Annotated in this window: 8 protein-coding genes; 2 read left to right on the top strand and 6 right to left on the bottom strand. The window is 45.8% G+C overall.

All coding sequences use genetic code 11. The features are described from left to right. Positions 1-87: 87 nt before the first annotated feature. Entirely contained in the window at positions 88-894 is an 807-nt protein-coding gene (locus AC58UW_RS22615; protein ID WP_497422859.1) for a nicotianamine synthase family protein, read from the bottom strand. Between the two features lie 67 nt (positions 895-961). Between AC58UW_RS22615 and AC58UW_RS22610 the strand changes: the two genes are divergently transcribed. Then, positions 962-1612 (top strand): GNAT family N-acetyltransferase, encoded by a 651-nt coding sequence (locus AC58UW_RS22610; RefSeq protein ID WP_497422858.1) that lies wholly within the window; start codon positions 962-964, stop codon positions 1610-1612. 27 nt (positions 1613-1639) lie between these two features. Here AC58UW_RS22610 and AC58UW_RS22605 read toward each other — a convergent pair whose 3' ends face one another. The 3 genes from AC58UW_RS22605 to AC58UW_RS22595 form a co-directional block, all read right to left on the bottom strand. After that, positions 1640-2200, bottom strand: coding sequence for a dihydrofolate reductase family protein (locus tag AC58UW_RS22605; RefSeq protein ID WP_497422857.1), 561 nt, complete (start codon positions 2198-2200; stop codon positions 1640-1642). A gap of 48 nt (positions 2201-2248) precedes the next feature. After that, positions 2249-2854 carry a DUF2238 domain-containing protein gene (locus tag AC58UW_RS22600; protein ID WP_497422856.1) on the bottom strand — a complete coding sequence of 202 codons (606 nt, stop codon included), beginning with the start codon at positions 2852-2854 and terminating at the stop codon, positions 2249-2251. Positions 2855-3272: 418 nt separating this feature from the next. Further along, positions 3273-8885, bottom strand: a complete 5613-nt coding sequence (locus AC58UW_RS22595; protein ID WP_497422855.1) for a CBM96 family carbohydrate-binding protein — start codon at positions 8883-8885, stop codon at positions 3273-3275. Positions 8886-9223: 338 nt separating this feature from the next. Here AC58UW_RS22595 and AC58UW_RS22590 point away from each other — a divergent pair, with 338 nt between their 5' ends. Then, positions 9224-10093: a pentapeptide repeat-containing protein gene (locus AC58UW_RS22590; RefSeq protein ID WP_497422854.1), complete on the top strand. Its 870-nt coding sequence runs from the start codon at positions 9224-9226 to the stop codon at positions 10091-10093. A 64-nt stretch (positions 10094-10157) separates the two neighbouring features. On the opposite strand, the gene AC58UW_RS22585 is transcribed toward AC58UW_RS22590, so the two are convergent. Together AC58UW_RS22585 and AC58UW_RS22580 are read right to left on the bottom strand one after the other, a co-directional pair. Then, on the bottom strand, positions 10158-11738 hold the full coding sequence (locus AC58UW_RS22585; protein ID WP_497422853.1) for an extracellular solute-binding protein: 1581 nt from the start codon (positions 11736-11738) through the stop codon (positions 10158-10160). 281 nt (positions 11739-12019) lie between these two features. Further along, positions 12020-13642, bottom strand: coding sequence for a glycosyl hydrolase family 18 protein (locus AC58UW_RS22580; protein ID WP_497422852.1), 1623 nt, complete (start codon positions 13640-13642; stop codon positions 12020-12022). Between the last annotated feature and the right edge of the window lie 35 nt (positions 13643-13677).

The raw sequence follows: 13677 nt of genomic DNA, 5'->3' as shown, positions 1-13677 counted from the left end.
GGCCGCCAATTATTGAAGAAAAAGCAAAAACCTCCCCATCTTGACAGGGAGGTTCTACCGATTGACACCACTAAACATAGAACTGTTTCAGACTCCTTTCATTTGCATCGCATTCTCCAAAATAATCGTGTTATACAGCTGTGACGCAGTGCTTACACTACTTTGTTTCCACTCTGGCACATGATTCCCCTCCGGCCACGTATAGTTAAACAGCGATTTCAACCCATTGCCGTACCGCAGTAAAATCTTCGCGTGACTGCTCGCTAATTGACTCAGAACCTCAAGAACTTCCTGCTTATTCTCGACATGTGAAGCCACTATGATATGCGTAGCCTCCTTAGCAGCAGTCAACTCTTTCAATGGTTGGTGGGTGAAAGTCACACGACTTACGATGTCGCTCATTGCCAATGCCTGCTCAGCAAGCTCTACCGCTTCTTTGTCTATATCCTGCCCTACAACTTCTGCTCCTGTCTCTTGTGCAATGGTTAAAACTGACACTGGGAACGCACCCGAACCAATGAACAGCACCTTGGACTGTTGATCAATCTGCAAACATGCTAATTCGGACTGCACGGAAATTGATAATAAATCGATATACTTGCTTAGCTGGATTTCATCCCTCTGGCTATGACCTGCTTGATATTTCTCCAATACACGTAGAGCATGAATAGACGTTTCCCTCATGATTCGCGATAGTTCCTGCACCTCGTTATTCGAATGCCATAACTGCCAGCTTTGAACATTTTCATCTTTATGTATAAAATCGCTCAAGTCATCTAATTTATTTTTCAACATCGTGTAACACTGCGGAAAGGCTCTAGTATACGCTGTTATTTGCCGAATTTCGAACTCCATCAACTTCAAGCTTAGGATAAACTCATACTCCTCTAGCATTGATTACCCTCCTTTTTACCTTCTGATAATACATATCAGACTATGCCAGTGAAAAGTACAGAAACCAATGGAGTGCGCGAATTTATTTTTCGATGATAAAGGGGATATTGTCAGGCTTAATTTTTCTCTTTTTCCTTGGGCAATATCTAGTACAATGATTATAAAACAGGCTGATTTCTGTATCTTACTGGAGGACAAGATGACTGAACATAGGCATACAAGCCAACATACTGAGATTATTTTTTATGAACCAGAACATAAAACCGCTTTGGAATCGTTCTACTTGCCTAACGATCAAAAACAGTTCACTGGCATGCCAAATGAAATGCTTAGAGTCGCTTTGGAGGATAAACATCGTTTCCCCGTTGTTATCGTTTCGAATGCAAAACCTGTTGGATTTTTCATTCTGTATGACGGAGAAGAACGATTTGACTACTCGGATCATCCGAATTCCCTCGTGCTCCGCGCTTTTTCAATTAATCATGCAGATCAAGGAAATGGCCATGCCAAAGCTGCGCTCTTGCAGCTAAGTGCGTTTGTCAGGCATCACTTCCCAGATGTAGAAGAAGTAGCTTTAGCTGTAAATCTCAAAAATCTCCCTGCACGACAAGCCTATTTAAAAACTGGATTTAGGGATGATGGCCGCACTAAATTGGGCCGAAACGGTCTACAGCATATCCTGGTTCTGCCGATCGAAAAAAAGAGGAGCTGCCAGTAAGCAGTCTCCTCTTCTTCTTAATCCCATTCACTTCTCATAATGCAGCAAAACATTTCCTGAGCGAAAGCTCCTCGTTTCCTTCAGCTTCAGGTTCTGTCTGCCTCTGGCGTCATGAAATAATGGCTTCCCCGAACCCAGAACGACCGGAGTAACCGCAAATAAATATTCATCGATGAGTTCTTCATTCGATAATTGCTGTACGATCGTTCCACTGCCAAAAATGACAATATCCGCTCCATCGCCTTGCTTGAACTCTTGAACGAATTTGGCTATATTCCCATTAACTAGCTTGGAATTTCTCCAACTTACCTGTTGAAGTGTTGAAGAAAATACGATTTTGGTCATCTCATTTAATTCATTCGCCATAGCCCGTGCTCCCGCTGGTGCATTCGGATTATTTGCCACTTGGGGCCAGTAGCCTTCAAACATCTGGTAGGTCGCTCTTCCGAAGAAAATCGTATCCGGGTTCATCATTTCATGCGCGGCTTTGTCAACTTCAGGATCATGGATAAACCAATCGATTTCCCCATTTGACCCCTTATAAAAACCGTCTAAAGAAGTTCTGTTAAACATGATTACTTTTCTCATGCATGCCTCCCAAGACCTGACCTCTTAGATATTTCGTTGAATAGTAACTTATTCGTCAATTAAGGGCATTTTCCTCCGCTTTGCCTGAATCACTAAATAGAAACTGGTCAGCACCGCGCCAATCGTCCCGCAGATGATATCCGTCATCGTATCCAACAAGCTGCTGTTTTGCGAATTCAATCCGAACCAGCGATCCGTTGTGAACTCGTAGATTTCCCAGACTCCGGCCATCGCTATAGAAAAGAAGAGGCTGAGCCATATGGCGACCTTTGCACTTGGCGTAACGGATTTGTTCGCTAGATCGCTTGCTTTCCCATAAATTAATAAGCCTACGAAACAAAGGATTACACCTGAAAAAAGATGCTCGATCTTATCCAAGTAGGGAATGACACTATAAAATCCAAATTCATTTGCCAAAAACATCGTTATGAAAATGAACAGCAGCACACAGAATCTCAGCGCCGCAAACATCGTGGTCTTGGTCAGCTTGACAACTGCTCTGATCAACAGCAAGACTACTGCAATTAAGACAGCCTGCCACATTTTCGGCGCAATGCCCTTAATTAGAAAATATACAAAACACACGGCCGCCAGCACATACATCGCCAGTTCAAAAAGATCGTTTCCTCTGTCTTTTCGCATAAGCTTTTGCATCGCCATCTCCCATTTCAATATGGAAATAATTACTACCACTCTGTAAGAAGTATATTATTCCCAGATTAATGGTAGTCATACGGCGTGGATGATGTCCCTCATTTAGTGAGAAATGACGATGGGCTTACCTTGAGGGAACTAGAGTCCACTATTTCGAGAAAAATGCGCTGTTTCCTGTTTGTGGGGAACTATAGGACCTTATTCGGACCGCAGGCAGCTTTCTTCCGGTGCAATCTATAAATTAGCGGATCATAGTTCCCTTTCCAAGCAGAAAATGTACCTTTTCAATGAAATAGAGGACTGTAGTTCTCAAACAGCTTTACAAGACATCCATCGTACGATTTCCAGATAACGGTTCAGTAAAAAGAGGTCATCCCCTCGGCTTATTCAAGCCAAACGGGACAACCTCTTTTCTAGCCTAATTAAAACCCATGTAGTCCAGCATGCGCTTCAGCATGACCGCCGCTTCAGCACGAGTCGCATTAACCATAGGAGCAAAGGAATCCTCTGTTGCACCTTGGATGATTTTCGCCTGCATCGCTTGGGAGATAGCTGAATTCGCGTATTCGCTAATGAGACGGCTATCCGCGAATTGATTCAGCAGAGCCAAATCCGCCTTCACTTCAAAGCCTGCCTGCTTCATGGCACGTACAATCATAACCGCCATCTGCTCACGCGTGATATCGGCATCTGGCTTGAATTCATGATTCTCATAGCCATTAATAATCCCTGCAGCCGAAGCAGCACCCACCTCACCGGCGAACCACGCCGAGCTGGGGACATCCGCAAAGGTTCCGGCTGTTTTGGGCTTAAGACCGATTGCTCTTGTCAAAAGCGCTGCAAATTCCGCTCTGCTGACCTCAGCATTCGGCATAAACTGATCTTCAGCAGCTCCCTTGATCAAGAATTTAGACGCTAACAAGTCAACCGAATCTTTTGCCCAGTGTCCTTCTACATCTGCAAATGATTTATTCGCGCTTACAACCGTATATATGCTGTTACCTGTCCGATAAATTGTAACCAGTGTGTTGCCATCCAGTTGTTCAAAGAGAGCAGGCACGTAATTCAACTCGCCAGTCTTAGGATCGTACGAAACCGCGCTAGCATGAAGCCCATCTACTTTGCCAGGTAATGAAATCGTACGAGGAGCATACAGGCTGCCGAAATCCTCAACCTGTACCTGTTTCCCGCTGCTTTCTGCTGTAACCTCGAACAGAATACCAGAGTGGAGCAGCTTAGCTTCACTTTCTATTGCTGCCTTTTGCAAGCTAGTTTTATCAGCTGCAGTCAGCTTTTCAATATGAATCGCAATTACTACTCCGGCTGGCTCAGCGCCAAGCTTTTTGGAAAGCCCAACCATGTCCAAACCACTGATCGGGAACTCATAGGTTACCGAATTGTATTTTACAACTAATACTGCGTTAGGCGCTTTGGTTAGCACAGAAATCATACTAACAGCAGGGACAACGACAACTCCTTTATCTTCTTGCCCCACCATATCAATAACCAGTTGAACGGCCCCTATTTTTGCCTCCAAACTCAAAGCATCGAGTGCTTTTTGGATGACCTCATCGCTAACGATACCTTTTGCAACTGTCATCCCGTCGGCATCTGTTTCCTTCACTGTTTCGTTAACAAGGACTTGAACTATAGCAGGCTTCCCAGGCTCCTGTATTTCCGGCTTTGAAGGTACAACTGGCACATTTGGCAGGGGCGGACCGGAAACTGTGTCCGAACCCGACTGATCGCTTTCCCCCGAGGATCCCGTGGAATTCTTAACATTGACAATGACATTCAGTTCCGTCGCTAATGCTTCTGTTTCTTGTCCATTCCCATTCTTAATTTTAGCTGAAGTAACGCTAATCCGGCTAGAAGCAGCTTGAGAAACCTGTTTAGCTCTCCATTGTAAATGGAACAAATCTCCGCTGGAGGTCATCGCATCACTTGCTTTACTAGCTGCAGCTTTAATTTGAATGGTTCCTGGACGGGTAGGAACGCTGCTAGGGTCAATCACAAATCCTTGCTTCAATGAATCAACCGTTATAAATTCAAGCATATTGGGATCATAAGTAACCGTCACATCAACGCCATAGACCGCCGCATAAACACTGCTTGTAACGTTCCCTAGTCCCAATGACGTTTGGAACAATTGTCCTCCATACACAGATTCAGCAACACTAAGCGTAGTAAAAGGAGTATCAATCTGGGCTAAATGTACCCAACACTCAATAATACTGTTCCACGCATTTAATTCATTTCCGTGACCGATGTATTTTACGTACTTAGCTCTGACTGGATCGAAGGCAAAAGCTTCTGTCTGGTTCGGATTTTGCTTATGACTGGCAGCTTGTGTCAGCACTCTTTGATACGTTATGCCATCAGAGGAGACCTCCAAGTCAAAATAGTTGGAACGCAGATTCCCGCTATAAAATAAAATGGAAATGTTATCCAACCATTGTTCTTTATCCAGCTCGAGCAGCAAATACTGTTCACTGCCTTCGGCTGACCATCTTGAATCAGGATCACGATCGATGGTATTTATGGGCAGGTTGCCATCATCTGCGCTGGCGGTCACCCCAACAATTTTGGCAAAGCTTCCTTCCGGCTCAGCCATCGCGTCTCGCACTTCTATGTTCTCGGAAGCGCTGACTTTCACACCATTCCAGGCGATTTCCGCGGTTATTTTAGCCACTCCTGCATGAGAAGCCTTGAACCAGCCGTTATCCAGCGTGCCAATTTCTTCGTTATTTACACTATATGTTACAGGAATATTTGCCTTCTCCGTATTGACTACTTCGCCTGTATCAAGTGTAAGGAATGCTTTCAGCTTTCCGCTGCTTCCTACACTGATTACGTTGCCTGCAGCTCTCCAGCCTGGAACCGATTTGTCAGGCGCGATCGTTATACTTTTGGGCAGAACCGGTGTTGCTGCCACTTGGAATTGAATGCGATATTCTTGCGTTGCCCCATTTTTGGACACCTGGATAATGCCTGTTCCATTCGTCCCTGTCGGTTGAGTAATGGTGATTGCAGCACCTGAAACCAAAGGCTTGGCATCAATCGTTGGTACCTTTGTAGTTCCGAATGGCAGCACATACGTATACTTTGTTTTCAGAAATTGCATGCCATTTATAGCCTCTCCATTGACCAGCAGGTACTGCAAAGCAAGCTCCTTCCCGGTCGTTCTGCGAGTAAATTGGTCGACGTATAGGCTCTGAGGGACCAGCTTCGTGCCCTCGCCAACGCCTTCCGCCATGTCGAACGGTTTGGTGTTCGTATCCGGGATCGAGCCGACGATGTTGACATTCACCCCGGTTACAGCGCCTTTCGTCCCTATGATGTAACCGTTACCAAATTGCTCCGACTCGATAATAATGCCGTTTTTGGAGCTATGTGCAGCTTGACCAGTCGTGTTCCAGAACACGCTTTCCGTCGTCACAACACCATGTCTATTCGTTGCCGATGATCCGTAATCCCGCGTTATTGCAGAAATACCGTCCCCATTCAACGTCATGTTGTCAATCAGATTGGCCATACTGAGGTACATATGAAAATCCGTCATCAATGATGAGTTCTCGGAGTAAACATTATGCAGCACATTTCCGTTGGCCGAGAAATTCGCATAAGTAAAACTATGGCGCGCTGCAATCGCTTTACTATCCGTAATCAAATTATCATTACCGATAAATTGATACAAATAGCCATTGCCGTTAGCTCCCCTGTACTGCGGGTACTGCATCGTGACATGATCAACCGTTACATTCTTCGTGCGATCCAAAATGATCCCTTTGGACAAAATATGATAGGTTGAATTGCCCTCAGGTTTATATGTGCTAACATTGCGTACCCAACTGTTCGCAACCGCAATCATATTGATCACTTTCGCATTATCGCTTTCATAGCCTGCGGTACCGACGACCTTGTAATCGTCTTCCCCTAGACCGCTGTTATGATTTTGCACATTAGCAATCGAGAAATCCTCAATGCCAACCTCGGAAATCGGAGCCTCTGTTTTCGATATCGTAATGTTGTCCCTTTGTTTTAAGGCATACCGAGTCGGAATGTCTAGTGTGATCGTCCGATTAACGTGATCAATACCGACAATTTGCCTGTAAAACAGTTGCTCGACTTTGCCAAGGCGGGACGCCCATTTATTCTGCATACCAAGCTCATTCAAGAAATCCATTGTTGTTTCAAAAGTGACCAACACATAGTCATCGACGGCGAAACCGCTTGTGTCTTCAACTGGAATTAATGCGCTGGGCTCCGCAACGTTTTTACTCAGCCTGGTGGAGACATTCGTCTTCTTCCAATCGCCATCACCGACACGGATAATATCTTTGGATTTCATATTTTCAGTCGCGTTATAAATAAACGTCTTATTCATTCCCGCCCCTTTTAGCACGATATGGCTTACTGGGACGATCAATGAGAAATCCTTGCCTGCAGGCGGATTGACCTGATAGGTGCCTTCTGGGAGGTACACGACACCGCCGCCTTTTGCCGCAGCATCTGTGATCGCGCTCTGAATCGCTTGCGTGGAATCTCTCTGCCCCGTCGCATCAGCTCCATAGGGCGCTTTAGTTACATCAATACCGTCTGCAGCATCTGTAACTGGAATTGGCGTTTCTCCCAAATGGTAGCCAGCAAATGAAAAATCGTGCAGGAAACGCCCCTTGCTATCCTTGAATCCTGGGTACCAGTCTGCCGGATAAAGCCGGCTCCTGCCATCAGCTCCTAGGTGCATATCTTCAGGTACGTCCGCAGGATCTGAGACGATAAGTCTTGGCGGCATTTGCCCAGAAGCTGTCGTATCTTTCCCGCGATGATAGAAGATTCCGCTGCTGCTCTTGGCTGCCATCACGAGTGTGATCGTCTTTTCACCCTTCTGCTTCTGCTGTTTCACATAATCCGTAATATCGGCGTCTTGATAATCATTTGCCGCTTTGTACAACACTTCGGTAATCGGAGCAGCCCCTATTGCAGGTTTGTTATTCCAAGTCAGTCCGGTTTCTGTCCAATTCCCCGCATTTTCAGCTCCATATATTTGAACATAATTGGTCGCCGTAGCTGAAGTTGCTTTGGACGTATCACGTCCCCACACCGAAAATAGCGTTTTTCCAATATGAGCAGCATCCGGCAAGTTAGAAATATCGAACTTATAATAGCCGACTGATTTATTGAACTCGGCAGTCATCCCATCTGCAATGGATGCAACATTGTTGGTGCTGTGGTAATTTTTGTCCGCATCCTTATTGTTTGTAGTGACCGGGTTGTACACGAGCGTGTCATGCAGTGGCGGCATATTCTTGCCGTATTCGAAAGGTACCGATGGCGTGTACGGATGCGGGGCATGAAGATTCGTACTCTGCTCGTTCACGATTAAAGTCGGGATCAGGTCCGCCGATGCGCTTTCTGTGGTTTCATGCCCTCTAATCTCAATCGCGCCAGGAGTTTCCGCCTTAATCATTAGCCCCAGCACGGATTTTCCAGCTTTCTTACTCTCCCTCAAGTAATCAGAGAGGATAAACTGATAGACAGATGGTGAATTCGTTATTGTTATGGTATCTATTGAATCCGTTACATTCAGAAATTTGCTTTTCCATGTCATCGTCGATTCTGACCAATCCGCAGCAGTTTGCAAGGGATGTAGTCCATATACACTTAGTTGTGTCGGCGCTGCTGAAGAAGTTTTAACTGCCAGAGCTATCTCTGTGTCCGAATTTATTAGAGGCAGGATGCTTGAAATATCATACTTTAAATATGTATAAGCCGATGCCCCATCTTGCTGTAAGCCAGCACGCATAACATCCGTCTCTCCGCCATCCTCCGCGTGCTTATGATAGTTAACCGTATCAGAGGCTACGATTTTAGCGTTTACTTGATATCCATTCGAATAAACCGTGACATCCTGTAGAGGCAGGATTTGCGTTCCAGCCGGGCTTGCTGCCGTGCTCGCACTAGGTACAGTCAGCAACGATCCAGCGGTCAAACTCAAAGCCATCATCAAGCTAATCGCCTTTTTCATCATGCTTGGCTATCCTCCGTTTCTATTGACCAACAATTTGTTAACGTTTTCATTAAAAACTGCGCCTACACACCTCCTATCCACTTGTACACATGAAATGGAAATATACACCAACAATCACACTTCATTATGGCGCACAACGGCAAGCTTGCCTATAAACAAAACCTCCAATAGCGTTGATAATAAAATAAGTCGATGCTCAAAATCATTAAAACAATTGATTTTTCATCCAATCTAAGCAAGTTTCGTTATAACAATCTTGTCCGTTGACGAAATAAAGCCTTAAATTTATATTGTAAATATCTGAATGTCATAGAAAGCTAGCATAAGGAGGACAACCTATGCCGGAATCTCATGAATCTATAGCTGTTTCAAATGACTACTTTCACCGTCTGCGGGCGGATTGCGAAAGCTGCTTTGGGCTATGCTGTGTGGCGCTGCCCTTTGCTGCCTCAGTCGACTTTGCGGTTGATAAGCATGCCGGCCAGCCCTGCCATAACCTGCGAGATGACTTTCGCTGCGGCGTGCACCAAGATCTAAGGAAGATCGGGTATCGCGGTTGCACCGTTTATGACTGCTTTGGTGCTGGTCAGCATGTCGCACAAGTGACCTATCGAGGCAAGAATTGGGTGAAAGCGCCGGAAACCGCGAAACAAATGTTTGAGGTGTTCCCTATCATGAGGATGCTTTATGAACTGCTCTGGTATTTGACAGAAGCGCTTGAGCTTGAGCAGACGCGATCTATTCATGAAGCGCTTCGTGCAGCGCGGGATGAAACGGAACGCCTCACTGCATTAAGCTCTAAAGCGCTCTTGGGACTTGACGTTGCGGCACATCGTGCAGAAGTGAATACCCTGCTCCTGCAGACGAGCGAGCTCGTGAGAGCTAGTGTTCAGCAGCAGCAGCAGAAAAGCTCGCGAAGGCGTCAAAAGAGCTACGGACGAGGAGCCGATCTGATCGGAGCCAATCTCCGAGGCGCGGATCTTAGAGGAGCTCACTTGCGAGGCGCCTACCTGATCGCTGCGGACCTGAGAGAAGCAGATTTGCGATCAGCGGATCTGATTGGAGCTGACTTTCGCGATGCCGACCTGAGTGGCGCTGACTTCACGGGAAGCCTCTTCCTCACGCAGTTCCAAATCAATGCAGCTAAAGGAGATGTGCATACCAAGCTTCCGGTATCACTCCGTCGGCCGCCTCACTGGAGCGCATAGACATAACAAAAGGCTGATCTAGCATGTCTTTTCAGACCTCTAGATCAGCCTTTATTAGGTTAACTTACTTCCACTTCTGAGCTTCTGGGCCTCTGAGTTTCATGCCGCTTCTCTTCTGGTAGAGATCATTCGCAGCCTTCAACGCATCGTTCCCGCCTTTGGATTTCCACTCTTCGATCACCTTCGGCCAATCGCTTATTGGCTCTTTGCCGTACACCATTTTAACCATATGCGAGAGCAATACAGCAGGAGCCGTATCTGACAATGGCGCAATATCCGGATTTTTTTGCATAGCTTCCAAAATCGGATCAAACTCCAAGCCACCGCGTCCTTCATTCGGTAAAACGGTCTCAAACGTTTTGAGGAGATCCTTCCCATCCTGCGTGGTGTTCAAAATTTGTTTGCGGAACGCATCGTCCTTGACCATATGAAGGAAGCCGCTCAGATAACGCTGTTCAGATACCTCGGCATCTGTCTTCGGTTCTGTTGGCAGAGTCAAATCGAACCACTTATCCGCTTCTTCCGATGCTTGCCACTCAAAGAACTTAAGAATGCCCGGGATTTTATCCTTCGCTGTCTTCGCATTGATTAAATACGAACGCGCACCGGATGAGTACAAATACCCGCCGCCTTTACCGTCTGTGCCTACCGGAGAAGGAATAATTTTTATTTTGGCGTCAGGCACAGCCTGCTTCAATTGCGTTTGCCACTGCAGCAGCTCCTGCGCGTTCATTTCCCACATGCCGGCTTTACCTGACAAAATGATGTTTTTGAAATTGGTCGGATTAATCGTTGCGAATTCCTTGTTGATCAAGCCTTCGTCAAACATCGTTTTGTACGTTTGAAGTGCCTTTTGCATGTTTTCCGAGTCAAAAAATTTCGGCTGCACTTTCCCGTCGACGACTTCAAATTGGCTGAGGTACGGGTAGACATCATAAGCACCAAAGAAAATATCCGCATATTTAAAATCCTGACGTCCCATGAACGGATGCTCTACACCAATTTTCTTAAATGCACGCAGCATTTCCATGTACTCATCAACCGTTTTGGGATCCTTCGTAATACCAGCTTTCTTCATCAAATCTTCGCGCACCCAAGTCGCCCTGCGGGAAGGCTGAGAAATATATTCCGGAATCGCATATATTTTACCGTTCAGCGTAACTTCGTCCCATGCTGCTTGCGGAATCGTCTTCAACAAATTTGGCGCATACTGTTTGATAAGGTCGTTCAATTCAAGGAAAACGCCTGCTTGGACAGAGCCTGCAAGCTCTTTACCACTCGTACTTGCTCCTGCTTGCACGACGTCTGGAATGTCACCAGTCGCAAACATTTGAACCATTTTCTTCTCAAAATCGGCATGAGGCACTAAAGTGATATTGAGGTCTGTATTCGTTTTCTTCTCCAGCTCTTTCACCCATTTGTCCTCATTCAGATTGGCTGCTTTTTCTACATAATCAAAATTTAATGTTCGCAAGGAAATGCTGAACTTCGTTGGTCCTTGCGGTACCACAGGTGCTGCGCTCGCCGTAGCAGGCGAAGCTGCAGGCGACGCAGCTGTCGGCTTATCTGCACTCGAGCTGCAGCCCACCAGTCCAGTAGTTAGAGCAAAAGCCATCGTACATGCCATCCATTTTGACCTTCTCATCGTACCCCTCATTTCTTTGCATGTTATGATAAAACGAAAGCGCCCAAGCGCTTTCTGTTCAACCCTGAATCCGTCGATCATCCGTATCATAAATGTTGGCATGTACCTGTTGTAACCGCTTCCAATGGTTTCTAATTTTATCGTATACGAATCCGCGCGACCCTCATATTGGGTTCCTTTAGGGGAACTCGGGTTTTTTTTAGATTTTCATGATTTCCTCTGTGAAAATGAAAGGGACTGTCATAGAAGGTCATTCCGACCCTTCCAGACAGCCCCTATTCTTATTTTGACTCAAATAATGTCCAATCCGAATCCGTATAGTTGCCCATGTACCATAAAGAAATGCCTTTTAACCCATAATACTTCGCAAGCCATACCTTTTTATCGACACTGGTCGTATCTTCATAGTAAATATCATGGCTGCCGCGACTATCTTGAAAAGTGATCTCTCTCAGAAAATAAGGTAAACTCATCGTCTGATTAATTCCTGGTGTTACAAGTCGTTTCTCAACAGCTTCAATCTCCGGATCGTACAGTTCAGATACCCCGTTTGCTGTAATCCATTGATTAGCCTGCTTAGAAATCCCAAGCACGAGCTTTTCTTTCGGAACAAACGCTAACGTGCGTTTCACCGCATCGTTCACCAGCGGCAGCGGAGCAGAAGGAAGTTTACTGTCATTATGCGTAAAATCATAAGCCATAAGAATAACCGTATCCGCCAGGGCGCTGATTTCTTTTAGATCATAACCTTTATAATAATAATCAGGCTGAACAGCAACCGTTAATGGGTAGGTCGGAATTGCTGCTTTCAATGCTTTCAGAAATTGGCTATAGTCAGGAGCGCTTGATGCGTCCATCAGCCCCTCAAAATCCATCGTTACCCCAGTGAATCCATATCTGGCATCCGTAAGAACGGCTTGTAAAGATTGGATAAACGCCTTTTGCGCGGGCTCGTCCTTCAAGAAATCCTTAAGATTCTTCTCACCGTAATAAACCATCAAATTTTTCTGGATCTTAGCTGCATTTGCGGTCTGAACAACCTCCTCCCAGCCGGAAGGGATGCGATATTCGGTCGTCGCTGTCTCTAATTGGGCGTTACCTGGCGTCGAGTAATTCAAATGCGACCATCCCAAGGTAACTTGATCGAGCAGCGGTATGTGTTTTATCGCGGGATAAGAATTAATTGCATAAAAGCCTACCGTCTCTACCTCACGAGTGGCTACTTCTGACTGAATAAAACGATAAATGATAGCAGCGGCTTCTTTGCGTGTTAGGGATTGCTTAGGGTGAAAACCCAATTGATCGCCTTCCATGATCCCTTGATTGACCGCATAGTAGGAGTAGGCATATGGACCTAGATTTTGGTTCAAGGCTTCGCTATCAGCAAAGCTTCTCTTCTCTTTCTCAGCTTGCCAACCTTGAAGCGTCCAACGGCTGCGAGCCTCGGCTGTCTGAGCAGCGAGCAGCACTTTACCTACAACACTAGCCACTTCTTCTCTGGTTATCGCCTTTTCCGGGTGAAACTTGCCCTGCGAATCCAGCATAAAATCAATCCATTTCCGCTCATAAGCCGCGGATACGAATGGATATGACCACCTTGCCTGTTCAACATCCAATGGAGCTCCTGCAACAGCTAGTCCAGAAGCAGCCTCCTCTTGTTTGGCATTCATCAGCAATTTAATGAACGCTTCTCGCGTCAGAATTCCTTCAGGCTTATACGTTAAATCCGAGTATCCGTCAATAATACCGATCGCCGATAGCGAATAGACCTCATTTTGAAACCAATCCTTATTGGTTACATCCGTAAATGGCTTTAAGGAAACGTCGTACGCATAAGCGCTTCCTGCCAAAGCCAGTACCATAAGCGCAGCGGCTTGAACGACCACTTTTTTAATGATAGACAAAGTAATTCTCTCCCTTCCGTCCTAATTTGACGTCA

The organism is Paenibacillus sp. J22R160, from assembly GCF_059692135.1.
The sequence above is the reverse complement of the archived record's forward strand: the minus strand, read 5'-3'. Positions and strand labels throughout refer to the sequence as shown.

Bases quoted from the DNA above. Each gene is read 5' to 3' on its own strand.
- AC58UW_RS22590 (WP_497422854.1), top strand. From the start codon at position 9,224: ATGCCGGAATCTCATGAATCTATAGCTGTTTCAAATGACTACTTTCAC.
- AC58UW_RS22585 (WP_497422853.1), bottom strand. From the start codon at position 11,738: ATGAGAAGGTCAAAATGGATGGCATGTACGATGGCTTTTGCTCTAACT.
- AC58UW_RS22595 (WP_497422855.1), bottom strand. From the start codon at position 8,885: ATGATGAAAAAGGCGATTAGCTTGATGATGGCTTTGAGTTTGACCGCT.
- AC58UW_RS22600 (WP_497422856.1), bottom strand. From the start codon at position 2,854: ATGCAAAAGCTTATGCGAAAAGACAGAGGAAACGATCTTTTTGAACTG.
- AC58UW_RS22610 (WP_497422858.1), top strand. From the start codon at position 962: ATGGAGTGCGCGAATTTATTTTTCGATGATAAAGGGGATATTGTCAGG.
- AC58UW_RS22615 (WP_497422859.1), bottom strand. From the start codon at position 894: ATGCTAGAGGAGTATGAGTTTATCCTAAGCTTGAAGTTGATGGAGTTC.
- AC58UW_RS22605 (WP_497422857.1), bottom strand. From the start codon at position 2,200: ATGAGAAAAGTAATCATGTTTAACAGAACTTCTTTAGACGGTTTTTAT.